The sequence below is a fragment of the Mammaliicoccus fleurettii genome, from assembly GCF_002018435.1.
GTDB lineage: Bacteria > Bacillota > Bacilli > Staphylococcales > Staphylococcaceae > Mammaliicoccus > Mammaliicoccus fleurettii.
The window spans coordinates 173,327-195,921 of record NZ_MWJM01000002.1 but is presented as its reverse complement, the minus strand read 5'-3'; the positions used below and the strand labels follow the sequence as shown (position 1 = coordinate 195,921).

The following is a 22,595-nucleotide window of genomic DNA, read 5'->3' as shown; positions in this document are numbered from 1 at the left end:
ATTCACTCCTATGATTTAAATGATGATTTTTTTACAATTTTAGCTTTTACTTGTCTTTTTCTTACTTGAATTAAAATGTCTTTATCTAGTTCAAACGCTTCTTTCTTGATTAATCCCATCGCTATTGCTTTTCCAGTTGATGGCGATTGAGTGCCTGATGTGACATATCCAATTTCATTACTATCAACATCTAAAATTTTATAATCCGTTCTAGGTATGCCTTTATCAATCACTTCAATACCAATTGATTTTCTTTCTGCACCATTTTCTTTCTGGTCTTTAAGTACAGACTTACCAATAAAATCTGCCTCAATTAACGGTTTGACTGCAAATCCAATACCTGCTTCATAAGGTGTGATTTGTTCAGATAAGTCTTGACCATGTAGCGGTAGAGCAGCTTCTAATCTTAGTGTATCGCGAGCGCCTAAACCACAAGGCACGACGCCTTCACTTATGAAACCATCCCAAATTTCTTTAGTGTCTTCAGATTGACAATATACTTCAAAACCATCTTCACCTGTATAACCTGATTGTGACAAAATAACTTCTTTACCAAATAAACTAACTTTTTGTTGAAACTCAAACATTTTCATTTCACTTACATTTACATCTACTAATTTTTGAACTAAATCGCGAGCTTCTGGTCCTTGAATAGCTAATTGACCATATTCTGAAGATTTATTTTCAATGTTTACATTAAATCCTTCAATTTTTTGTAACCATTCAAAATCTATATCAGTATTACCAGCATTAACAACTAAGAAATAAACTGATTCATCCAATTTATATATAACTAAATCATCAACAACCCCACCTTTTTCGTTACAAAGTGTTGTATATTGTGCTTTCGTTTCATTTAAAATTGAAGAATCGTTTGTTAAAGCATATTGAACAAATTGATCTGCTTCTTCACCAGTAACAATAATTTCACCCATATGGCTAACATCAAAGATGCCAACTTTTGTTCTTACAGCATTATGTTCCTCTTTAATACTTGAAAATTGAACTGGTAATGCCCAACCAGAAAAATCAATAACTTTAGCACCTTGATCGATATATGTTTGATATAAAGGTGTTTTCTTTAATTCTGTAGTCATCATACCTCTCCCCTTCTAAATATGTATAATAAAAAAACAGGGTAGCTTTCGCTACCCTGTTGAAGTACTCTTCAGGAATGCGTCACAAAGTTATCCTTTTGCCTGAGAGATTCACTCAAAAATGGTTTGCTCCTTCGGCGATGAATATAACATTCACTCTCTCTAACTTTGATCATTCGCAATTATATATGCTTATAAAGATTCAATAATCTCACTTGCAACTACTTCTTCAGGTCTGCTTGCATCAATATGTTTGTATGCGATTTCATTATAACTTAATTCTCGTTTTGAATACAAGGTTTTTAATTCATTTAAAGATTTACCTCTTGCATTCGGTCTATTATTATCATGATTAATTCTATTAAATAGTATTTCAATATCACATTTTAACCAGAATGTATTCAAATTATCTTTCAAAATATCTTTCGAAAGTTCAGATTCTATAATACCACCACCAGTTGAAATAATAACATCTTTACCAATCCATTTTTGCAAAGCTTTATATTCTAAATCTCTAAAATATGCTTCACCAAAATTTTCAAATATTTGTGGAATTGGTAATTGTGTAATTTCAACGATATAAGTATCTATATCTACTAAAGGCCTGTCATAATGTTCACTTAACAATTTACCTATCGTTGTTTTGCCAACACCCATAAAACCAACTAACACTATCGACATTAAATCTACTCCTTAGTTGTTACATTTCAACTTAAACTTTATTCTATCTCATTATTCAGAAAATAAAAAGTCTAATATTATTTATTATTTAAAATTATTTTTATTTCTCGTTGATAGTACTGCTCTAAATTATGATAAATATTTAATTTATAACTATATTGAACTAAATAAAATGATAGAAAAGCTGAATAAATAAATAATATCCCTAGTACAAAAGGCAGAATAAATCCTTCATTTTTAAATATAAATTTCTTCATGAACTTTTTTGTCACCCTTCCTAATCAGTAAATCTAATTTGAGGGTATTTTGATGTAATTGCTGTATATTCAATCTTTCAACATTATTTAGTAATGTAATATTACCTTTACCGTTTATACTTTTAAAAATTTTTGAATTTAATAAAGTGTATTCTGTTGAGTTTTTATTGCGAATACATTTTATCCTCGTGTTTGAATAATCGATGATAACCTTACAATCTTCAATTTCTTCAGATAAATCTTTTCTAAACATGATTAATTCGTAATTAGTATGGTCGATAGCATTATCTTTTAAAGTATAAATACTTTTAATTAATATAGGTATAAGCGCGAGTATAATTAATAAAAATGATAAAGACAGCAACATCTCGATCATAGTAAACCCTTTATTATTTTTTAACACAAACTTTTTCATTTTTCATTTCATCTTCCAAGCAAATTTGATTTTTTAAATTTAAATATTTATATCGATTTACATCATATTTAAAATCATCGCTGGGAGATTGAATCGTTTGATATAACAACTGATATAGTTTTATTTTATTATGTTCTTTTTCAATATTTTTATTTAAAGAAGTCACTAATGGTAATAAAGTTCCACTCAATAACATGATAATAAATATCGAAAGCATAAAATCTATAAAAACATACCCGTTATTATTCTTCAACAATTCTATATCTCCCTTTCTCAATCCGAAATATAATTTTATATTTTTTGTTGTTAAAAATGATTTTCAAAGTACCAAACTGATTGATATTTCCTTCACCATCATATACTAACGTAGTAAACTTATTATCTTTTGAAATATTTCCTTTATATAAAGTAAGTGTCTGAATTTGATTTCTTTCTATTTGATAATAAATTTTCTCTGAATTAGGTTTAAACCAAACTAAAATCGGCTTTTTTGTAGCAATAGATTTTGTTTCTAAATACTCTAACTTTGTTTCTAAATCATATATTCCATTTGTTAAATCAACTTTATCGATTGCATTAATTGATAAGAACATTGTTAACATCATAATCATGCTTAAAATTGAAATTACAAATATCATTTCAATTAAAGTAAATCCTTTATTGCACATTAATTAGCAACTACTTCGCCATTTTGCAAAGTTATTCTTTCGCCTGATTTACAAGTAAGCTGTTTATCATTGATATAACCATCACTTACTAAATCATTTACAGAATTCGGTTTAGCATCATGCTTTAACGTATAAGCTTCAACTTGTCCAGCTACCATCTTTACTTGAGCTTGACAACCAGTACTTTTAACTGTTTCCGATTGCTTACTAATGTTAGGAATGATGATAATCAACAAGATACTTATGATTAAAAGTACTATCAACATTTTCACTAATGTGAAGCCTTCTTTTTTACAAAATAATTTAAAACTTTTCATCTACTACACCCTTTCATTTTATTCCTTCTACCATCTGTAACATTGGTAAAATTATAATTAAATAAAGCGTTATAATTAGTAATGCTAAAATGCCAAATACAATTGGCTGAATCCATTTCAAATGTTTTATAAAAGTTTTTTCTAGTTTGTCTAACATAAATACACTGAAATAATGCAATTCCATATCTAACTTTGATTTGTTTTCTCCGTGTTTAATATAATGAATTAAATGCTCCTCGAAACATCCTAATTTTTTTATGGCATCCGGGAACGATTCACCTTTTTCCATAGATTTATTAATTGATAAGCCAATGTACTTTAAAAAGCTATCTTTTGTTTGCATCATGTATATTTCAATTATTTTATTAAGCGTTATTCCGTTTTGTATAAAAAATGAAAAGTCCCTAGATATTCTATATGAGTGATACATAGATATATATTTGTTTATTAAAGGTATTTTATTGGAGAATGAAATTCTTTTAGACACGTCTTTACTACTATAATTTAAGTAAATGATGAGGAGAATAAGTACTAAACTTAAAAACAATGTAAAAATAGTTGTGGGTAAATAAGAAAAAATTGTCGTTATTACTTTTAATGAAGTTGAAATTTCAACATTCATAGATTCGTATATTTCACTAAATTGAGGAATGATTGTCTGGTTTACTGCAGCTAATAACATGAAAAAAATGCAGAATAATAAAGCAGGATATTGAATTGTTTTTATAAATCTTTCTTTTACTTGCTCAATTTTTCTTAAATATAAAATGGAATGATCAACTGTTTCAATCAAGTTTCCATATTGTTCACCAAAATATATTTGAGTTAAGATTACTTGAGGATAATTTAAAAATTTTAGAACTTCGTGTAATTGTCCAGTATCTTTGACTAGTCCAATTACTTTTATCTTTAATTCTTTTTTAGACAATTGAGGAAATTGATCATTCAACAATTGAATTGCTTCTAACAAGGTAAAACCTTGTTTCAACATGTCTGAAAGTCTTATTAGATATAATACTTTTTCTTTTTTTAAGACATTGCCTTTATTCATTAAAATCACACACCATATACTTAACAATGTCATCAGTGAATAAATAAGTCATAACTCTACTGCGACTGGAGTCATTTTGTTTAACTAAGCGCTGATTTGCGATACATGATATACCTTGTTTAATTTGTTCAGTAGTAATACCTAATTCGATTAACCTGTGTATTGCGCCAATATTATTTTTAGCATGCATTGTTGAAAGTACTAAATGACCACTTAAACTTGCTTGAATAACTTGTTTAGCAGTTTCTTTATCTCTAATTTCACCAATCATAATGACATCAGGATCACACCTTAAAATGGCTTTGAATGACTGATTATAAGAGATATTTGCTTTTTCATTAACAGAAACTTGTACAATACCATCTAAAGTTTGTTCAACTGGATCTTCAATAGTGATAATATGTTTGTTTTTCACTTTTTTTAAATCATGCATTAATTCATACATCAATGTGGACTTTCCCGATCCAGTGGGACCAGTAAACAGAAATAATCCTTCAGCATTATATATTTCATTTCTAATTTTTTTAAAATCTAAATCATCCTTACTAAATCCTCTCTCACTAAAATATTGTGGCGTTATTCTAATAGCGCACGATTCAATACCTAAGCTAATTGGTATCGTGGATATTCTCAAATAATAACTTATCTCATGCTCATATAAATATTGTCCGCTTTGTGCTTTATTCCTTTCACTTACATCTAAATGAGAGATGAATTTCATATAAATTAATAATCTACTATACAACTTCGAATCCATCGATAAATCATAGTGATTATTATCGCCATTGATTCTCATTTGGATAATAACCTTATCAGCAATTACTGGGATAAAGTGTATATCACTAGCTTCTAATTTCACTGCGTCATTAATAATTGATTTGAATAATTTCTCCATAATCTCCTCCTCATATATATAAACGCTTTCAATTTCGCTGATTACTTCTATGATAGTTTTTAATTTGCTAAAAATGCTATTTACTTTTGTATAGAGTAACTTTATAATTAAATGTGAATAAGAAAGTAAACACAGAGGGGGTTCTTAAGAAGATGGATAAAGTTTATAAAACTCTAGGCTTCTGGACTGCTATATTTGCTACAATGTTTTATGTCGGAGGAATGGACATGATGGCGTATTTCTTTGTAGCACAGACAGGATTTTTCGTATTATTGGGATACTTAAAATTAACAGAAAGAATGTATATGTATATATTCGCTATTTATTTAGTATTATGTTTTGTTGGATTTACATATTATTCAACATTCTTATTAGAGCCAGGCTTCGGTCATCATTAAAAAAAGCATTACACATTATGTGTAATGCTTTTTTATTTAACTAAACCCATTTAAATATGGATTTGTCATTTCTTCTTCAGAAATAGTTGATTCGGGACCATGTCCTGGGAAAATTGTAGTATTGGGATCTAATTCTAATAATTTATCTTCAATTGATTTAATTAAAGTTTCAGTATCACCTTTATATAAATCCGTTCTACCTATTCCACCTTTAAATAAAGTATCCCCAACAATTGCAAAATCTCCAAAAACGAATGACAAGCTACCTGGTGAATGCCCTGGTGTATGTAGAGCTTCAAACTCAAACTCTCCTATTTTGTGAGTTCCTTCATCCATAACTAAAGGTACTGTATGTTGTACAACTTGAGGTAATTGATATGCTGCGAATTTTTTAGATCCATTTTTCACTGTATCTGTTAACCATGATTTTTCTTCTTTATGAACATATACATCGACGTCATATTTTTTAACGACATCATCAATGCCACCTATATGGTCAAAATGAGCATGTGTAAGTAGAATACCACTTAACTTTTTATTAAATTTCTCTATGCGTTTGTTTATAAATTGTCCATTATCACCCGGATCAATTACTAGCAGTTCCTTGTCTCCTTCGATAATATAACAGTTAGTTTCAACTATTCCTAAAGAATAACTATGTACTTTCATTGTATTTCCTCCTCTTTTTTTAAAAAGTACCTCGACAAAATCACATATTAATTATACAATTAATATGATAATAAAAGAAAACGTATTGGGGGTATTGGAATGCCATTTATCGACACAGGGGAACTATTTGAGTTGTTTGGAATAAAAATCCATATCGGCGTTAATATTTTCTCTTTATTAATGCTTGCCGTTTTTATTCTTGCAATATTTGGTTTGATTTCAGCATTCAAAAACAAAAATATTTTGGGCATTCTTTTTGGTGCAATAACTGTAGTATCTTTTGGCTTTTTCTCATTAGCAACAATATTTACATACGGTTATCCAATTTTGCATCATTAAAGAAAAGACGAGTTTACACTCGTCTTTTTTTATTTGTTTAAATGTCTGTTAACTGATTCTAACTTTTCATTCATTTTTCTTGATTTGTCTCTTCGATCATCAATTCTTATGTTAGTACATACTCTATCCAAACCTTTATTAAATGGACTTTCATGAATTTCTTGAATTACTTCAAATAAATCTTTCAAGTCACCTTCGATTAAAGTGTTCATAGGTGTAAGTTGGAAATCAATTTTTCCAGATTGTTTATGTTTTTCTAAAATCAACTGGATATCTGCTATATATTCACTTACACTCGGTCCTTCTGTTCCTACCGGTATTACAACAACATCAACGATTGCCATTATTGATTCTCCTTTTCTAGTACATATGTCTTAATAAGGCCAGCTGCACCAATTATACCTGCATCATTGCCTAATTGTGCTACTTCAATGTGCGTATCTTCTTGAGCAGGTTTAAAAGTCATTTCTTCATAATGCTTTTTAATGAATTCGATAAGAATATCTCCAGCTTTACTAACGCCTCCACCAATTATAATATACTTTGGATTCGTCATAACACTAATTACGCTTGCTGCATAAGCTATGTAGCCACCCACTTTATCTATAATAAACAAACTGAATTCATCACCAGCTTTAGCAGCATCAAATACATCTTTAGCCGTTACGTTCTTGCTTGCGATTAATTCATGCAGTCTAGACTTCATATTAATATTTGGATAATAATGATGAACTAAATTTATAACTCCTGTTGCAGATGCAACTGTTTCCAAACAACCTTTTAATCCACAATTACATTGAAATCTTTTCTTTTGATCTACTAAAAAGTGACCGATCTCTGCTCCTGAACCATTATGTCCATGAATTAACTCACTATTGGATACAATTCCACCACCAACACCAGTTCCAAGTGTGATACATACGACATCACTTTCATTTCTTCCTGCACCTTTAAACTTCTCACCTAAAGTTGCTACATTCGCATCATTATCAACATAAACTGGGCCATCAAAATATTGTTGCATAAGTTTTCTTACTTCAATATTTCCTTTCCAATTTAAATTAACTGCACCATGTACAATACCATTGTCAAAATCGATAGGTCCTGGAACACCAAGACCCATACCGATTATATTTTCAATGTCTATATTTTTACGATTCATATGGACCATAAATGAATCGTAAATGTTTTCTAATATACCTTCTCCAGTTCTATTCGTAGAAATTTCCCATTTTTCTTCAATATTTAAAGAACGATCAAATATTCCTAATTTACATGTTGTTCCGCCTATATCTGCTGATAAAATATGTGTCATTTTTTCTCAATCCTTCTTTGGTTAATAATGAGTCTTGCTTGTAAAAATGTGTCTTTGTCAATTAGCATAGATTGATACATGGTTTTGATTTCTTGTTCCATCATTTCTAGTTGATCATCTTCATTTTTAAAATAAATGATATATCCAAACTTTTTTAACAATTGTTGTACATCATATAAGTTTTCCATATATTAACTCCTAAATGCAGTTATTTCTTTCTTTAAAGCTTTATAGCGTTTATTATCTTTATCAAGCTTCAATGATTGATTTATAAATTTACTGGCTTTATCATAATCGTCTTTAGCTCTATAACCTAACGCTAATTGATAATTTAACTGTCCAGATTTTGGAAAAACTTTTAAACCTTTTTCCCATTCTAATATTGCTTCATTTAATGAAGTTTTATTTGCAACAATCAATCCACTTAAAATATATGTTTCATCTGATTCAAAATCTTTTTCTTTTATTTGTTTTACCATTGTTTCAGCACTATCAAAATCACCGTTATTCATAGCATTTTTCGTTAATTCATCATATATATAATGCTGCTGTCTACTAAAAATAACTATGATTAGAATAATAATTAAAACTATAAACCCAATGATATAATATAATTTGAATTTATCATGTTCCATCCAACGATATATAATATACATTAGGATAGCACCACCTATAAATCCACCTAAATGTGCAAAATGGTTCACATTATTAATGAATAAGGCTAATAGTGAAATGATTGCAATGCCAATAAAAGTTTGCAATACAAATTGTTTATTTATATTTTTTCTAGTAAATAAGTAAACAATAAATGCACCAATCAAACCAAATATTGCACCACTCGCACCAATCGATATAGATTCTGTGTCAATACTTAAAGATACTAATCCTGCAAATAGCCCAGATGCCATGTAAATCGTAAACATCTTGACCGATCCTAATGCACCTTCAATTAATTTACCAAATATAATAAGTGAAAATACATTCATTATAAGATGTGTAAAATTGGCATGTAAGAACATAGATGTTAATAATCTATACCATTCCCCATGTACAACATTAAAATGTACTAGACCACCGTAATCTACTAAATTTATTTGCGCTACTTGATTAAATATTAATACTAAAGATAACCAAACAATCACATTAATTGCTACTAAAATATATGTAACTGGTGAGAATTTCAACATAAAACTATCAATAAAACTGGCATTAAGTAGCTTGTTTTTATAAGTTGTTACGGCCGATGTCTTTGAGCGTTTAATTTGCTGCTTAGTAATTAAATGCCCTGAAACTTTTTGAAAATCTTCCACATTACTTAAAGCGTAATACCGTATTTTTGGACGCTTATAATGATTAAACTCTGTGAAATCTATTTCTTTATCCGTTACATAGTATATATCTAGTTGTTCAAAACTAAACCCTATACTTTCAATCAAATTGCTTAAATGATCTGTTGTTTTCTCAAAATCAAAATCAACTTCTTGATGTGTCGGGGTCTTATGTATAAATCTTTTAACGATTTTTTTAGATTCATGCGTTAACCAAATTTCTGATTCATCTTCATCAATCGATAATATATTAAACCCTTCTGTATATACTAAATAATAAATCGATTTCCACATTTGCTTTATTTTATCCATTTATTCTTCTCCATTTAAAACGTTTGGTAATATAATTTCTTCAACAGGTATATCATGTTCTTCATATTCAAAAGATTTAATTTGGAATGGATATACTAAGCTAAGCGTATCTCCACTATATTGAGATAAGAACTTATCATAATAACCACCACCATAACCAATTCTATAACCTTCATTATTAAATACTACACCAGGCACAATTATCAAATCAATATTGTCCTCTATTTCTGTTTCTTTATCTATAAATTTAATGCCTTTTTCGTCTATTGCAATTGACTCTAAATCTGTTAATCGCTGGAATTTCATCATTTTTGTATTGTAATTTGTTGTAGGTACATAAACCTTTTTATTATCCTTCAATATTTTTTGGATAATCGGCAAAGTATCTACTTCATGATCCATGCTCATTACAATAGCTACAGATTTTGCATTTTGATATTTATAGTGCGCATATAATTGTTCATGTAAATTAAAATCATAATCGTCCTTCTGAGACTTTTGTTGATTTTTCATCAAACCTAATATTTCTTTTCTCAAATCTTTCTTCATCGTCATGAGTTTAACACTTCCCAATTATTATTTCATTTTTACCATTTTATACATTTAATGATAACACAAGAAATACTGTGAAAGGTAGTTGTAGGTCTCCTAAAAACGAATAAAAAACACATCACCAAAGCTGGCAATGTGTTCTTATTCGTTTTACTATTTTGTTTCTCTATGAAGAGTGTGTTTACCGTCACGAGCACAATATTTTTTCATTTCAATTCGCTCTGGGTTATTACGTTTATTCTTTTTAGAGATGTAGTTTCTTTCACCACAATCAGTACATGCTAAAGTTACATTTACGCGCATGATGAACCCTCCTATTCTTATTTCAATTAATATACGACCTTATTATAATACCATCTATGGTTATATAATTCCAGTATTATTTTTCAACGGCTTCATAGTGTTTGCCTGTAATATAATAATAACAGCTTTCACTAATATTTGTAATGTGATCACCAATTCTTTCTAAATATCTTGCAGCTAAGTGTGCTTGTGCAGAAATGAATGGGTCATTGTCTATTAAATAAGTCGTATTATTAATCTCTTTATACAAATCATCAATATCATCATCACGTTCAATGATTTCTTTAATTAATAATATATCTTTATTATTAACAGCAGTTTCTAGATCTCTAAGCATTAACATAGCCAATTTACCCATTGTTTTTAATCTCATTAATATAAAATAATCAGTAATTTTAGCTCTTTTTCTAATTTGAGCTATATTAGTTGAGTTATCTGCCATTCTTTCTAGCTCTGAAGCAATTTTTAAAGCTGAAATCATTACACGTAAATCAGTGGCAATTGGTTGCTGTTTTGTAATTAACATAACGACTTTTTCATTTATATCATATTCCATTTGATTAATTTTTTTATCATATGCAATTAGATTTCTAGCATTATCTTTTTTCTCATCACTAAGAACGGAAATGGATTGCTCAATCATATTATAAACTTCTTTGCCAAGTTTAAACAAATCTTCAATAAGTAGGTTTAACTCGCCTTCGTATTTTTCTCTAATAACCATATTAACCAAATCTCCCAGAAATATAGTCTTCAGTTTTCTTATCACTTGGATTTGAGAAAATTTTATTCGTATCATCAAATTCATTTACATATCCATTTAAGAAAAATGCTGTCTTGTCTGAAATTCTAGCAGCTTGTTGCATATTATGTGTCACGATAATAATTGAGTATTTTGATTTTAAGTCTTGAACAAGTTCTTCAACTTTTAATGTAGAAATAGGATCTAATGCAGATGTTGGTTCATCCATTAAAATTACATCTGGCTCTATTGCTAAACATCTAGCGATACAAATTCTTTGTTGTTGTCCACCAGATAGTCCATACGCATTTTTATCAAGTCTATCTTTACATTCATCCCATATAGCTGCACCTTTTAAAGAACGTTCAACAATTTCGTCTAATACTTTTTTATCCGTAATTCCATGAATTCTTGGTCCATAAGTTATATTGTCGTAAATAGACTTAGGAAATGGATTTGGTTTTTGGAATACCATACCTACATTCGTTCTTAATTCTTCAACACTATATTTTTTATCAAAAATATTTTTATCTCTATAAATGATTTCACCAGATGTTTTAACACTTGGAATTAACTCGATCATTCTATTTAATGTTTTAATATAAGTTGATTTACCACAACCTGATGGACCAATTATCGCTGTTACTTCGTTTTCAGTGATATCAAGATTAATATTTTTTAATGCGTGAAAATCACCATACCATAAGTCTAGGTTATTCGTTTTATATACAATATTTTTATCTTCAACCGCTATTTCTTTATTCTTTGTCATTTCATTTGAAGATATATTTTGAGATAAATCTCTAATTTTTACGTCTGTCATTTTAATGACCCCTCTTCATTTTGATTTTATAGTTTTCTTTGATATTTATTTCTAATGTAAATTGCAACTGAGTTCATAAGAATTAATATTACGAGTAGAACAATAATTGCTGCTGATGATACAAATTGGAATTCGGCTTGTGGCAATTTAGCCCAATTGTATATTTGCATCGGCAATGCTTGGAATGATTCAAAAATACTATTTGGCGTTTTCATTAATATTGCAGGTATACCTATTACAACCAATGGTGCTGTTTCACCAAGAGCTCTTGATAACGCAAGGATTGTTCCTGTCAAAATACCTGGTATAGACGCAGGTAATACAATATTTTTAATCGTTTGCCATTTAGTACTTCCTAGACCTAATGATGCTTCTCTAATCGAAGAAGGAACTGATTTAATCGCTTCTTGACTAGCTACAATTATTATAGGAAGAATCATTAATGACATTGTTAAAGCAGCTGCAATAACTGTTTTGCCTAATGATAAATTCTCAATCCCTGCTCCACGAACAAATATCGTTAATCCTAGTAAACCAAATACAACTGATGGTACACCAGCTAGATTCGATATATTTACTCTAATAAATTTCGTAAACCAATTTTCTTTTGCATATTCAACCATATAAATCGCTGTACCTACACCTAAAATAATTGATATTGGTGCAATCGTCATCATTAGCCAAAGTGTTCCTAATAATGCACCTTTAATACCAGCTCGTTCAGGTGAAGTAGAAGAAAAGTTAGTGAAGAAATCAGTACTTAGATAAGGAATCCCTTTTTTAAATATGTCAAAAAGCAGTATAGCTAATACGATTAATCCAATTAAGGTACATACAAAAAATATCGATTTGATTACTTTATTTTTCAATAATCTCGTTGGTAATTTTTTTTGAACAACGGTTTGATCAACTAAATTCACTTCTGACATATTAATACTCCTCTCTAAAGCGCTTAGTAATCCACTGAGAAATAATATTCATGATAAAAGTGAATATAAACAATGTGAAACCAACCGCATAAATACTATAATAAATATCCGAACCATATGTTGCGTCACCAGTAGCAACTTGAACGATAAACCCTGTCATCGTTTGTATTGAACCAATTAAGCTAAAGCTTGAATCTGGTGTACTACCAGCTGCTAATGATACTATCATCGTCTCTCCAATTGCTCTTGAGATTGCCAATACAATAGAAGCAATAATCCCTGATAAAGCTGCTGGAAATACAATTTTTGTAGCTAGTTCAAATTTTGTTGCACCTAAGCCAAGTGCACCCTCTTTAATCGATTCCGGCACTGAACTCATAGCATCTTCACTCATACTTGTAATCATTGGTATAATCATGACCCCCACAACTAAACCAGGACTAATTGAGTTAAAGCTACCTAAATCAGGGAAAATCCCTCGTAATATAGGTGTAACAAATGTTAAAGCAAAGAAACCATACACAATTGTAGGAATACCTGCCAGTATTTCTAAAACTGGTTTAATCAATCTTCTTGATCTGTCTGAAGCATACTCACTTAAATAAAGTGCTGCTCCTAATCCAACTGGTACTGCAAATATAGTAGCAACAGCAGTTACTTTTAATGTACCTAATATAAGAGCGAATATTCCATATTTAGGATCAGAAGAAAATGGTGCCCAATCCTTAGTAAATAAAAATTCAAATGGATTTACTCTTGTGAAAAATGTTACCGTTTCAGTAACTAGTGTAAACAATATCCCGATTGTTGTAAGTACAGAAACTGAAGCTATTAGTAATAAAACAATTGGAACAGCTTTGTCAGCAAAAACTTTCCCTTTGTTATTATTATTTCGTTTTATAAGTTCCTGTACTGAACTTTGTTCTTTCATAAAAATAACTCCTTCATTTTGAAAAAGGGCGACAATTAAGCGCCCTTTGTATTGATTTATTAATGATTATTTTTTAAACTTTTCTAATGTTTCTTTGTCTTTTTTGTATTCTTCATCTTTCAATGGAACGTATCCTGCATCTTTAGCAGCATCAGCTGAGTTATCAATAACATATTCCATGAATCCGTAGAATGCATCGTTATCTTCTAATGATTTATTCTTCGCATATACGAATAGTGGTCTACTTAATGGGTAAGAACCGTCATTAACAGATTCATCAGTAGGTTCTACTGCTTTACCTTCATCACCTTTAATTTTCACTGCTTTAAGTGAATCTTTATTTTCTTGATAGAAGTTGTATCCAAAGAAACCGATAGAATCTTTGTTATCTTGTACAGATTTAACAATTACGTTTGTATCAGCATTTTTCTCTGATTGTAGATCTTTTTCATCTAATACTTCTTCACTAAAGAAGTCGTATGTCCCGTGTGATTGGTCAGGAGAAAAGGCTTTAATTTTTTTATCTGGGAATTTTGAGTTAACATCTTTCCAAGTTTTAGCTTTCCCGCTATAAATTTTTGCAAGTTCGTCCATGCTTAGTTCTTCTACAAAGTCATTATCTTTATTAACCGCTACAGTTAAACCATCTTGAGCAACTTTAAACTCAGTATAATCAATTTTTTCTTTTTTTAATTTTTCTTTTTCTTCATCTTTAATATCTCTAGATGCATTTGAGAAATCTGTCTCACCCGCGATAAATTTCTCAAATCCTCCACCTGTTCCTGATACACCGATTGAAACTGAAACATCAGGTTGTTCAGCAGAAAAATCTTCATTTATTTTTTCCATTACTGGTGCAACAGTAGATGAACCGTCACCTTTAACTTCACCGCTTAATTTTTTATCATCTGAAGATTTAGTATCCCCTGAATCAGATTTTTCAGCTGCTCCACCACAAGCTCCTAATAATAGTGCAGAACTCAAAGCTGTTGTTGACCCAATTAATTGCCACTTTTTCATGTTAAATCCTCCTAATTAATAACGCCTTAATCTTTATTACACCTTTACTTTACATTTTCTTTATTAAGTACAAATAAATTGAATGTAAATTTTGTGTTAACATTTTATGTAAACGTTTTAATTTAACGCAAAAAAACTGAGACAATTACATTGTCTCAGCGTTATCATTATATCTGTTATTATTTTTTATCTTTAAAATAGTAATTTATAATATCTCTACCTAAATCTCCACCTGGTAACCATGGTTCTGGTACTGGTTGATTTGTGTAAGTTATTGAGAATGATAGTTCTGGATTTTTTGCTGGAGCATAACCAACATAAGTAGAATTTACTTTTGGTTTTCCATCTTTAAACACTTCAGCTGTACCTGTTTTACCTGCAGATCTTACAACAGTATCATTAAAACTAGAATATCCAGTTCCTTCTTCTTCATTAAATGCCATATCAAAACCTTTTTGTACTTGTTTGATTTCTTTATCACTATTATTTACTTTGTTCATCACTTCACCTTTAAATGACTTTTTAATAGGTCCAAGTGAATCTTCATTTGTAGAATTTCTTATTTCTTTAGCTAAGTGTGGTTTTAACCTATATCCATCATTAGCAATTGTTGCTGCATATTGGGACAGTTGTATTGGTGTATAAGTATCAAATTGTCCAATAGCTAAATCAATATAGTTACCTGGGTTATCTTTAATAGGTTCTATTTGACCTGCTGACTCGTTTGGTAAATCAATACCTGTTTTTACACCTAATCCTACTTGATTAAGTCCTTTACGTAATTTTATTCCAGCTTGTTCAACATCTGTCGGTAAGGACATACCGTTTCTATACGGTGAATCTGCTAGTAAAAGTGCTGTTTTATACATGAATACGTTTGAAGAATGCATTAATGCTTCAGCATCAGTTATTGTCTTTTTACCGTCTTGGTTGAAATAAGAACGTTTAGTTAATCCACCATTGAATTTCAACGGTTCATCGACCATTTTATCTCCAACATCTAAAACGCCATTTTGGTAACCCGTAAGTAACGTTGCACCTTTCACTGATGAACCTACCGTATATTGACTAGTAAAGTTACCGATATGATTATCAGTAATTTCTCCGTTCTCATCAATATCTCGACCCGCCATCGCTAAGACGTCTCCATTTCTTGGATCTTGTACAACTACCATAACTCTATCCATATCTTTTGCGCCTTCACTACGCAATGACTCAATATGCTTATCTACATACTCTTCTACTTTTTTCTGTAATTCAATATCTATAGTTAATACTAAATCATTACCTCTGGATCCTTCTGATATTACTTCTGAACTTGTAATCTTTCCAGATTTATCTGTAACGTATTTCATTTTTTTCTTAGAACCCTTTAATATATCTTCGTATTGATATTCTAAATATGATTTACCTACTCTATCATTTCTAGAATAACCTTTAGCTAAATAATCATCAACAAGCTCTTTCGGTAATCCTTCTTCTTTACTAGATACATTACCAAATAATGTTCTTAAAGTTTCTCCATATGGATATCGTCTTTCCCAATCCATAGTTGTATTAACTCCTGGTAGTTCTGATAAGTGTTGTGATACAGCTGCATATTCATCATTTTTCACACCTTCATTTTTTATAACTACAGGGCTAAGTTGAGAGCCTCCATTCATTTCTCTAAAGATTGCTAGAATTTGTAAATCTTCTTTTGATAGCGTATTTGTATATTTAGAAGTAACTTTGTTATATAGTGCTTCATCATATTCTTCCTGGCTAATATTGCCATCTGAGAATAAAGCTTGTTCATCTTTCATTAACTTTTGAACTTCAACTTGATTTCTTAAAATCCAAAAGTCTTGTTTATCTCTATCCGTTATATTTGATGTGTCCATCTTCATTAAATGGGATAGTTTTTCAGCGATTTCTAAAATATCATCCTGACTTGTTCTTCTATCTCTCGTATATGTAATTGCTTTTTTAGATTCGTTATCTACTAAAACTTTGCCATTTCTATCATAGATACGTCCTCTAGGTACGGATTCATTAACTGTGATTGATTCCGTACTATCAATTGTCCTTTTGTATTCTCCGCCTTTAACAATTTGCAAGTAACCTAAACGCATTATGAGTACAGAAAACAATATGACTACAACTGCTAATATAAGACTTACTCGTTTGTTCATTAAAAGGCGAAATGCTTCTTCTTTAGATTTCTTTTTTACTCGTTTCAACAACTAAACCTACCTTTGTAACTCTATATTAATAATTTCATCATATATGATTATGACGTACATTGCTATTGATAAAGTTAAAATTTTATAAAAAAAGCCGAGACAATAAAATTGTCCCGGCCCCTATTAGATAGTCGAATTATTTTGCTGCTTGATATAATTCGTTAACTTTATCCCAATTAACAACATTCCAGAATGCATTAATGTAGTCTGGACGTCTATTTTGATAGTTTAAGTAGTAAGCATGTTCCCAAACATCTAAACCTAAAACTGGAAGTTTACCTTCTGAAATAGGATTGTCTTGGTTTGGAGTTGAAACGATTGCTAATTCACCGTTATCTACAACTAACCATGCCCAACCTGAACCGAAACGGCCAGCTGCAGCAGCTGCAAATTCTTCTTTGAATTTGTCTAATGAACCGAATGTAGAACTAATTGCGTCAACAACTTCTCCTGAAGGTTCAGAAGCATTTGGAGTTAATAGTTCCCAGAATAATGAGTGATTATAATGTCCGCCACCATTGTTTTGAACTGCAGTACGAATATCGTCTGGAACTGAATTTAAATTCTTAACGATGTCTTCGATAGATTTACTTTCTAAATCTGTACCTTTAACTGCATCATTTAGTTTTGTTACATAAGTGTTATGGTGTTTCGTATGGTGAATCTCCATAGTTTCTTTGTCGATGTGTGGTTCTAATGCATCATATGCATATGGTAATTTTGGTAATTCAAAAGCCATAAAAAATCATCCTCCTCATTTGTTTTACATACTTATCTTATCAAGATTAAAGTTTTATAACAAACAATTTGTTTATATAATATTTAAAAAATTTTGTTTTCTAACTTATCATGTTGCAACTCTTGTTTTTTATCATTATTATTGAGTCAAGAAGAGGTGAAATTATGCAGTACATGAAAGAACTAAAAAGGTTATTTAAACACCCTAATAAATATCCTATGTTTAGAATAACTAAATTAAGATACATATTTCTACATATTCTATTACTCAGTTTTATATTAATATTACCTAATACAGTTCAATACATACAAATCACTCAAAACTTATCCACCCTAGCAAATGAACAAGTAGATGAAATACCTAATTTTAAAATAGAAAATAACAAAATGATTTTATCTTCTGACAAAAACATCAAAATGAACGATAAACAATCCATTATTTTCACAAGTTCTAATCAATTTAATATGGAAGCTAATCATCTTATCGTTTTCAAACCTGACCATATTGAAATATCAAATTACAATGACTATACCGAAATCAGTTACGGTTCTTTATCAACTGTTGTCACTGATCAAGATGATTTAATTAAATTCATAGATACGATCAATGATTCCAAGTACTTCTATTTAAGTATGATAATTATATTCTTATTAATAATTCAATTTATCAGTCTATCAATTAAAATTGGTATTCTAGCATTAGTAGGTCATTTATTAGGTATGTTACTTCGAAAGAAAACACGATACATGACATGGTTTAAAATGATGACGTTTATAATAACGCTTCCAACTTTAGTACTCTTATTAGGTATAGTTGCGTCGAATACTTTATTAATCCTTGTTTCATGGTGTATAATTGTGATTGGTATTCTCATAACAGTGTTTTACTTACCAAATGGAAAGAAACATGCTAATGTAAAATAATAAGCAAATCTATACAAAGGAGTCTTATCATGTCAGAAATCATTCATCGTACTAAAACTAGGCCTGTTAAAGTTGGGGATTTAACGATTGGCGGTTCAGATGAAGTCGTTATTCAAAGTATGACTACTACAAAAACATATGATGTCGAAGCAACAGTAGCAGAAATTAAACGTTTAGAAGAAGCTGGTTGCCAAATTGTTCGTGTCGCTTGTCCAAACGAAGAAGACGCATATGCAATTAAAGATATTAAAGCCCAAATAAACATTCCATTAGTTGTTGATATTCATTTCAACTATAAACTTGCTTTGATTGCTATTGAAAATGGCGCAGATAAGATTCGTATTAATCCTGGAAATATTGGTAGACGGGAAAAAGTTGAAGCGGTTGTTAAAGCGTGTAAAGAAAAAGGAATTCCTATTAGAATTGGTGTAAATGCTGGATCGTTAGAAAAACATATTATTAAAAAATATGGTTACCCTACCGCAGATGGTATGGTTGAAAGTGCCTTGCATCATATAAAAATACTAGAAGATCTAGATTTTCATGATATCATCGTTTCAATGAAAGCCAGTGATGTTAATCTAGCCATAGAGGCATATACGAAAGCTGCACAAGCTTTTAATTACCCATTACATCTTGGCATTACAGAAAGTGGTACGCTTTTCAATGGTACAGTTAAATCGTCTGCAGGCTTAGGTGCAATCTTAAGTTTAGGTATAGGTAATACTTGTCGTATTTCTTTATCAGCAGATCCAGTAGAAGAAGTTAAAGTAGCAAAATCACTACTTAAAGCATTCGGTTTAGCAAGTAATGCTGCAACATTGATTGCTTGTCCTACTTGCGGACGTATAGAAATAGATTTAATATCTATAGCTAATGAAGTAGAAGAATATATCTCTAATCTTCAAGTACCTCTTAAAGTAGCCGTTCTTGGATGTGCAGTAAATGGTCCAGGAGAAGCAAGAGAAGCCGATATCGGTATTGCTGGTGCTCGAGGTGAAGGCCTTTTATTTATGAAAGGTAAAACAGTTCGTAAAGTACCAGAAGAAACAATGGTAGACGAATTAAAAAAAGAAATAGATAAACTAGCTTTAGAAATGGAACAAAATAAAGAAATTCAAAACTCATAAATATAATGTTTGAGGCTGAGACAATTAATTTGTCCCAGCCTTTCATTAAATAATATATAAAGGTGATTTTTATGAACCAAAAACCAAGACTAGGAATAGATATAGATGGGACTGTCACTTGCCCAAAAACATTTGTCCCTTATTTACAAAGAGACTTTAATGAACAATTGAAATATGAAGATATTACAGAATACAATTTAGCAAATGTCTTAAATTGTGAAGAAGAAGAAATGCTTAACTGGTTTAAAAATAATGAATCATATATTTACCAAAACTCTCCAGTTGCAGAAGGCGCTAAAGATATTTTAAGCCAACTTCAATATCAATATGAACTATATTATATAAGTGCCAGGCATAACTATTTAGAAGACATAACAAAAGAATGGTTTAATTTGCATAACATTCCATTTGATCAAATTACATTAACAGGTAGTCATAACAAATTAGAAATAACTAAAAATCAGAATATAGATGTATTTTTTGAAGATAAATTAGACAATGCTGAAGACATCAATCACCAACTAAATATTCCAGTATTTTTATTCGACACACCATATAATCAAAAAGAACTTCAATCTGGTATATATAGAATAAACAGTTGGCATGAAGTATCTCCATTATTAAATAAATTATAAATTATAAATTAAAGAGCTTGGACATAACTATCCTAGAATTCTATTAAGAGCAGAAATTCAATTTTAATAATGAATTTCTGCTCTTACTTTTTAAAAATCATTTAAGTAGCTTATAGAATTTGTTGGCATTTTTATGCGCATGCTTTCCGCGGGCATGTTCTCAGCCTGTAGTCTTCGAATCATGCTTTTCCCGCAGGAGTCAGCGCTAAAAAATACCAAATATTAATTAAATATTTATAATATAGGTGGAATTCATTCAAGAGTTCACTCTATGTTTAATAATCTACTTATTAAAACAAAAAACAAACTGAACTTATAAATTTAAGTTCAATTTGTCCACAGTACAAAATAGTGATTAGAGAAACCATTTTTCTATTTAAAAATAAATATTGAGAGTGATTTTGTGAAGTGCTGACGCCTGAAGGAATAGTATGTGGGAGAGACTACAGGCTCGAGCCATACCCTTAGGCAAGCATGCACGAACAAAATCGTAAGATTGTATAAAAGGTAGGCAAGCATGTACGTACAAAATCGTAAGATATTAAAAAATAAGCATATCACTGTAAACTAAAAAATCAGTTAAGTGATATGCTTATTTATTTTATACTGTTTTACAATGCTCACATTTACCATATACCTCAAGTTTATGTGATGAAATTTCTACGTTTGGTAGTTGTTGCTTAATTGAATCCATTGGACAGAAATCGATGACTTTTGTTGTTCCACACGAATCACATATAAAGTGATGATGGTGGTGGCTTTGACATGAAATACGAAACTTCATTTCACCGTCAATTTCAGTACTTTCAATTATATTTAAGTCTTTAAATAAGTATAAATTACGATAAATTGTATCGAAAGACAAACCTGCATAATCATCTTTTAAAGCTTCTTGTATATATTTTGCTGTTATATATTTATCTTCGTTAACGAATAAAGAAATGATATCACGTCGTTTATTGGTATACTTATGACCATCATTCTTCAATATTTGAATGGCTTCTTCTACTTTCAAGATGATAGCCTCCTTTTTTTATCAATACTTTACTATATGCAATACTTGCAAGTAATTCTATAATTAACAATCCTACTATAATACCTCCAGGTGAAATATTCAGATAGAAGGAAAGTATCAGACCAACAATGACAGATAATTCACCAAATATAATACTTAGTGCAATTAATTGTTTAAATCCTTTCGCAAGTCTCATACTAGTAGCAACTGGCAATGTCATTAAACTACTTACAAGTAATATCCCTACTACTCTCATTGAAGCCGAGATAACCAATGCAACAATAACTATAAATAAGAGTTGAATCCATTTAGGCATCCCTATTACTTTTGAATATTCTTCATCAAAAGATAGCACGAAAAGTGATTTATACAATAACATGACAAAAATTAACACGATTAAAGTAATAATAATGATTGTAAATAAATCACTCATATTTACTGCGCTGATAGAACCAAATAAATATCCAAATAAATCTTGGTTAAATCCATTAGCTAATGAAATGAAGATTACACTTACACCAATACCACCACTCATAATAATCGGTATAGCGATTTCTTGATAATGTTTATATTCAGTTCTTAATTGTTCAATGAGTAAAGCACCAGCTATTGAAAATATAATACCGAACCAAATCGGGTTAATGGAAGCAAACAAAGGACTAATACTCATTAAGAATAATCCCATTGAAATACCACCTAAAGTAACATGGCTTAAAGCATCTGCAATAAGCGATAATCTTCTAACTACAATAAATGCACCGATTAGAGGTGCAATTAAACCAACTAAGACACCACTTATAAATGAATATCTTATAAAATCAAAATTTAAAAACGCATCAATCATTCTTTAAACACCCCTCACATAGGAGGTTTAAAGAACTTATAT

29 protein-coding genes and 1 riboswitch are annotated in these 22,595 nt (G+C 30.1%); of the genes, 5 read left to right on the top strand and 24 right to left on the bottom strand.

What is annotated here, in order from left to right:
- Positions 1-8 precede the first annotated feature (8 nt).
- From gcvT to comGA, 8 genes are all read right to left on the bottom strand, one after another.
- Entirely contained in the window at positions 9-1,097 is a 1,089-nt protein-coding gene (gene gcvT / locus B2G86_RS02495; protein ID WP_078356564.1) for a glycine cleavage system aminomethyltransferase GcvT, read from the bottom strand.
- Between the two features lie 80 nt (positions 1,098-1,177).
- Positions 1,178-1,273, bottom strand: a riboswitch (glycine riboswitch).
- A 16-nt stretch (positions 1,274-1,289) separates the two neighbouring features.
- Positions 1,290-1,778 carry a shikimate kinase gene (locus tag B2G86_RS02490; RefSeq protein WP_078356563.1) on the bottom strand — a complete coding sequence of 163 codons (489 nt, stop codon included), beginning with the start codon at positions 1,776-1,778 and terminating at the stop codon, positions 1,290-1,292.
- 237 nt (positions 1,779-2,015) lie between these two features.
- Positions 2,016-2,450 carry a competence type IV pilus minor pilin ComGF gene (gene comGF, locus B2G86_RS02480; protein WP_078356561.1) on the bottom strand — a complete coding sequence of 145 codons (435 nt, stop codon included), beginning with the start codon at positions 2,448-2,450 and terminating at the stop codon, positions 2,016-2,018.
- The gene (gene comGE, locus B2G86_RS02475) at positions 2,425-2,703 is read right to left on the bottom strand and encodes a competence type IV pilus minor pilin ComGE (protein WP_237687667.1); all 279 of its coding nucleotides are present in this window, start codon (positions 2,701-2,703) and stop codon (positions 2,425-2,427) included. The genes comGF and comGE overlap by 26 nt, the downstream gene beginning before the upstream one ends.
- Positions 2,693-3,118 (bottom strand): competence type IV pilus minor pilin ComGD, encoded by a 426-nt coding sequence (comGD, locus tag B2G86_RS02470; protein ID WP_078356559.1) that lies wholly within the window; start codon positions 3,116-3,118, stop codon positions 2,693-2,695. The genes comGE and comGD overlap by 11 nt, the downstream gene beginning before the upstream one ends.
- A complete protein-coding gene (comGC, locus tag B2G86_RS02465) occupies positions 3,118-3,435 on the bottom strand; it encodes a competence type IV pilus major pilin ComGC (RefSeq protein ID WP_078356558.1) in 318 nt (105 codons plus the stop codon). Before comGC ends, comGD begins: the two co-directional genes overlap by 1 nt.
- Positions 3,436-3,448: 13 nt before the next feature.
- Positions 3,449-4,486 (bottom strand): competence type IV pilus assembly protein ComGB, encoded by a 1,038-nt coding sequence (gene comGB / locus B2G86_RS02460; protein ID WP_078356557.1) that lies wholly within the window; start codon positions 4,484-4,486, stop codon positions 3,449-3,451.
- The gene (gene comGA, locus B2G86_RS02455; RefSeq protein ID WP_078356556.1) at positions 4,479-5,381 is read right to left on the bottom strand and encodes a competence type IV pilus ATPase ComGA; all 903 of its coding nucleotides are present in this window, start codon (positions 5,379-5,381) and stop codon (positions 4,479-4,481) included. The genes comGB and comGA overlap by 8 nt, the downstream gene beginning before the upstream one ends.
- Before the next feature lie 152 nt (positions 5,382-5,533).
- Here comGA and B2G86_RS02450 point away from each other — a divergent pair, with 152 nt between their 5' ends.
- Entirely contained in the window at positions 5,534-5,779 is a 246-nt protein-coding gene (locus B2G86_RS02450) for a DUF2626 family protein (RefSeq protein ID WP_078356555.1), read from the top strand.
- 36 nt (positions 5,780-5,815) lie between these two features.
- On the opposite strand, the gene B2G86_RS02445 is transcribed toward B2G86_RS02450, so the two are convergent.
- Positions 5,816-6,448, bottom strand: a complete 633-nt coding sequence (locus B2G86_RS02445; protein WP_078356554.1) for an MBL fold metallo-hydrolase — start codon at positions 6,446-6,448, stop codon at positions 5,816-5,818.
- A 99-nt stretch (positions 6,449-6,547) separates the two neighbouring features.
- Here B2G86_RS02445 and B2G86_RS02440 point away from each other — a divergent pair, with 99 nt between their 5' ends.
- Complete coding sequence (locus B2G86_RS02440; RefSeq protein WP_078356553.1) at positions 6,548-6,787, top strand: DUF2759 domain-containing protein; 240 nt, start codon at positions 6,548-6,550, stop codon at positions 6,785-6,787.
- A gap of 29 nt (positions 6,788-6,816) precedes the next feature.
- On the opposite strand, the gene B2G86_RS02435 is transcribed toward B2G86_RS02440, so the two are convergent.
- From B2G86_RS02435 to B2G86_RS02375, 13 genes are all read right to left on the bottom strand, one after another.
- Positions 6,817-7,131: an MTH1187 family thiamine-binding protein gene (locus B2G86_RS02435; RefSeq protein ID WP_078356552.1), complete on the bottom strand. Its 315-nt coding sequence runs from the start codon at positions 7,129-7,131 to the stop codon at positions 6,817-6,819.
- A complete protein-coding gene (locus tag B2G86_RS02430) occupies positions 7,131-8,102 on the bottom strand; it encodes an ROK family glucokinase (protein ID WP_078356551.1) in 972 nt (323 codons plus the stop codon). The genes B2G86_RS02435 and B2G86_RS02430 overlap by 1 nt, the downstream gene beginning before the upstream one ends.
- On the bottom strand, positions 8,099-8,290 hold the full coding sequence (locus tag B2G86_RS02425) for a YqgQ family protein (protein WP_078356550.1): 192 nt from the start codon (positions 8,288-8,290) through the stop codon (positions 8,099-8,101). The genes B2G86_RS02430 and B2G86_RS02425 overlap by 4 nt, the downstream gene beginning before the upstream one ends.
- A gap of 3 nt (positions 8,291-8,293) precedes the next feature.
- Positions 8,294-9,742 carry a rhomboid family intramembrane serine protease gene (locus B2G86_RS02420; protein WP_078356549.1) on the bottom strand — a complete coding sequence of 483 codons (1,449 nt, stop codon included), beginning with the start codon at positions 9,740-9,742 and terminating at the stop codon, positions 8,294-8,296.
- Entirely contained in the window at positions 9,743-10,297 is a 555-nt protein-coding gene (locus tag B2G86_RS02415) for a 5-formyltetrahydrofolate cyclo-ligase (RefSeq protein WP_078356548.1), read from the bottom strand. It lies immediately after the preceding gene.
- Between the two features lie 150 nt (positions 10,298-10,447).
- Positions 10,448-10,597, bottom strand: coding sequence for a 50S ribosomal protein L33 (rpmG, locus tag B2G86_RS02410; RefSeq protein ID WP_016911879.1), 150 nt, complete (start codon positions 10,595-10,597; stop codon positions 10,448-10,450).
- A 76-nt stretch (positions 10,598-10,673) separates the two neighbouring features.
- Positions 10,674-11,321 (bottom strand): phosphate signaling complex protein PhoU, encoded by a 648-nt coding sequence (phoU, locus tag B2G86_RS02405; RefSeq protein WP_078356547.1) that lies wholly within the window; start codon positions 11,319-11,321, stop codon positions 10,674-10,676.
- Between the two features lies 1 nt (position 11,322).
- The gene (pstB, locus tag B2G86_RS02400; RefSeq protein WP_237687674.1) at positions 11,323-12,111 is read right to left on the bottom strand and encodes a phosphate ABC transporter ATP-binding protein PstB; all 789 of its coding nucleotides are present in this window, start codon (positions 12,109-12,111) and stop codon (positions 11,323-11,325) included.
- Between the two features lie 77 nt (positions 12,112-12,188).
- The gene (pstA, locus tag B2G86_RS02395; RefSeq protein ID WP_078356545.1) at positions 12,189-13,091 is read right to left on the bottom strand and encodes a phosphate ABC transporter permease PstA; all 903 of its coding nucleotides are present in this window, start codon (positions 13,089-13,091) and stop codon (positions 12,189-12,191) included.
- 1 nt (position 13,092) lies between these two features.
- The gene (gene pstC, locus B2G86_RS02390) at positions 13,093-14,022 is read right to left on the bottom strand and encodes a phosphate ABC transporter permease subunit PstC (RefSeq protein ID WP_078356544.1); all 930 of its coding nucleotides are present in this window, start codon (positions 14,020-14,022) and stop codon (positions 13,093-13,095) included.
- Positions 14,023-14,088: 66 nt separating this feature from the next.
- The gene (locus B2G86_RS02385) at positions 14,089-15,042 is read right to left on the bottom strand and encodes a PstS family phosphate ABC transporter substrate-binding protein (RefSeq protein WP_078356543.1); all 954 of its coding nucleotides are present in this window, start codon (positions 15,040-15,042) and stop codon (positions 14,089-14,091) included.
- Positions 15,043-15,221: 179 nt separating this feature from the next.
- Positions 15,222-17,267, bottom strand: coding sequence for a peptidoglycan D,D-transpeptidase FtsI family protein (locus tag B2G86_RS02380; RefSeq protein WP_078356542.1), 2,046 nt, complete (start codon positions 17,265-17,267; stop codon positions 15,222-15,224).
- Positions 17,268-17,403: 136 nt separating this feature from the next.
- Positions 17,404-18,006, bottom strand: coding sequence for a superoxide dismutase (locus B2G86_RS02375; RefSeq protein ID WP_078356541.1), 603 nt, complete (start codon positions 18,004-18,006; stop codon positions 17,404-17,406).
- A gap of 164 nt (positions 18,007-18,170) precedes the next feature.
- On the opposite strand from B2G86_RS02375, the gene B2G86_RS02370 reads away from it, so the two are divergent.
- The 3 genes from B2G86_RS02370 (at position 18,171) to B2G86_RS02360 (ending at position 20,694) form a co-directional block, all read left to right on the top strand.
- The gene (locus B2G86_RS02370) at positions 18,171-18,929 is read left to right on the top strand and encodes a DUF1189 family protein (RefSeq protein WP_078356540.1); all 759 of its coding nucleotides are present in this window, start codon (positions 18,171-18,173) and stop codon (positions 18,927-18,929) included.
- Between the two features lie 29 nt (positions 18,930-18,958).
- On the top strand, positions 18,959-20,059 hold the full coding sequence (gene ispG, locus B2G86_RS02365) for a flavodoxin-dependent (E)-4-hydroxy-3-methylbut-2-enyl-diphosphate synthase (RefSeq protein WP_078356539.1): 1,101 nt from the start codon (positions 18,959-18,961) through the stop codon (positions 20,057-20,059).
- Positions 20,060-20,130: 71 nt separating this feature from the next.
- The gene (locus B2G86_RS02360; RefSeq protein ID WP_078356538.1) at positions 20,131-20,694 is read left to right on the top strand and encodes a 5' nucleotidase, NT5C type; all 564 of its coding nucleotides are present in this window, start codon (positions 20,131-20,133) and stop codon (positions 20,692-20,694) included.
- Between the two features lie 601 nt (positions 20,695-21,295).
- Here B2G86_RS02360 and B2G86_RS02355 read toward each other — a convergent pair.
- Together B2G86_RS02355 and B2G86_RS02350 are read right to left on the bottom strand one after the other, a co-directional pair.
- Complete coding sequence (locus B2G86_RS02355) at positions 21,296-21,709, bottom strand: Fur family transcriptional regulator (RefSeq protein ID WP_078356537.1); 414 nt, start codon at positions 21,707-21,709, stop codon at positions 21,296-21,298.
- Positions 21,672-22,553, bottom strand: coding sequence for a metal ABC transporter permease (locus tag B2G86_RS02350; RefSeq protein WP_078356536.1), 882 nt, complete (start codon positions 22,551-22,553; stop codon positions 21,672-21,674). Before B2G86_RS02350 ends, B2G86_RS02355 begins: the two co-directional genes overlap by 38 nt.
- Positions 22,554-22,595 lie beyond the last annotated feature (42 nt).

Coding starts and splice junctions, on each gene's coding strand:
- B2G86_RS02350 (WP_078356536.1), bottom strand. CDS start 22,553: ATGATTGATGCGTTTTTAAATTTTGATTTTATAAGATATTCATTTATA.
- comGA (WP_078356556.1), bottom strand. CDS start 5,381: ATGGAGAAATTATTCAAATCAATTATTAATGACGCAGTGAAATTAGAA.
- pstC (WP_078356544.1), bottom strand. CDS start 14,022: ATGAAAGAACAAAGTTCAGTACAGGAACTTATAAAACGAAATAATAAT.
- comGB (WP_078356557.1), bottom strand. CDS start 4,486: ATGAATAAAGGCAATGTCTTAAAAAAAGAAAAAGTATTATATCTAATA.
- B2G86_RS02360 (WP_078356538.1), top strand. CDS start 20,131: ATGAACCAAAAACCAAGACTAGGAATAGATATAGATGGGACTGTCACT.
- ispG (WP_078356539.1), top strand. CDS start 18,959: ATGTCAGAAATCATTCATCGTACTAAAACTAGGCCTGTTAAAGTTGGG.
- B2G86_RS02370 (WP_078356540.1), top strand. CDS start 18,171: ATGCAGTACATGAAAGAACTAAAAAGGTTATTTAAACACCCTAATAAA.
- comGF (WP_078356561.1), bottom strand. CDS start 2,450: ATGAAAAAGTTTGTGTTAAAAAATAATAAAGGGTTTACTATGATCGAG.
- pstB (WP_237687674.1), bottom strand. CDS start 12,111: ATGACAAAGAATAAAGAAATAGCGGTTGAAGATAAAAATATTGTATAT.
- B2G86_RS02490 (WP_078356563.1), bottom strand. CDS start 1,778: ATGTCGATAGTGTTAGTTGGTTTTATGGGTGTTGGCAAAACAACGATA.
- B2G86_RS02445 (WP_078356554.1), bottom strand. CDS start 6,448: ATGAAAGTACATAGTTATTCTTTAGGAATAGTTGAAACTAACTGTTAT.
- phoU (WP_078356547.1), bottom strand. CDS start 11,321: ATGGTTATTAGAGAAAAATACGAAGGCGAGTTAAACCTACTTATTGAA.
- B2G86_RS02450 (WP_078356555.1), top strand. CDS start 5,534: ATGGATAAAGTTTATAAAACTCTAGGCTTCTGGACTGCTATATTTGCT.
- B2G86_RS02385 (WP_078356543.1), bottom strand. CDS start 15,042: ATGAAAAAGTGGCAATTAATTGGGTCAACAACAGCTTTGAGTTCTGCA.
- B2G86_RS02435 (WP_078356552.1), bottom strand. CDS start 7,131: ATGGCAATCGTTGATGTTGTTGTAATACCGGTAGGAACAGAAGGACCG.
- B2G86_RS02430 (WP_078356551.1), bottom strand. CDS start 8,102: ATGACACATATTTTATCAGCAGATATAGGCGGAACAACATGTAAATTA.
- gcvT (WP_078356564.1), bottom strand. CDS start 1,097: ATGACTACAGAATTAAAGAAAACACCTTTATATCAAACATATATCGAT.
- B2G86_RS02375 (WP_078356541.1), bottom strand. CDS start 18,006: ATGGCTTTTGAATTACCAAAATTACCATATGCATATGATGCATTAGAA.
- B2G86_RS02415 (WP_078356548.1), bottom strand. CDS start 10,297: ATGACGATGAAGAAAGATTTGAGAAAAGAAATATTAGGTTTGATGAAA.
- rpmG (WP_016911879.1), bottom strand. CDS start 10,597: ATGCGCGTAAATGTAACTTTAGCATGTACTGATTGTGGTGAAAGAAAC.
- comGD (WP_078356559.1), bottom strand. CDS start 3,118: ATGTGCAATAAAGGATTTACTTTAATTGAAATGATATTTGTAATTTCA.
- B2G86_RS02425 (WP_078356550.1), bottom strand. CDS start 8,290: ATGGAAAACTTATATGATGTACAACAATTGTTAAAAAAGTTTGGATAT.
- pstA (WP_078356545.1), bottom strand. CDS start 13,091: ATGTCAGAAGTGAATTTAGTTGATCAAACCGTTGTTCAAAAAAAATTA.
- comGC (WP_078356558.1), bottom strand. CDS start 3,435: ATGAAAAGTTTTAAATTATTTTGTAAAAAAGAAGGCTTCACATTAGTG.
- B2G86_RS02420 (WP_078356549.1), bottom strand. CDS start 9,742: ATGGATAAAATAAAGCAAATGTGGAAATCGATTTATTATTTAGTATAT.
- B2G86_RS02440 (WP_078356553.1), top strand. CDS start 6,548: ATGCCATTTATCGACACAGGGGAACTATTTGAGTTGTTTGGAATAAAA.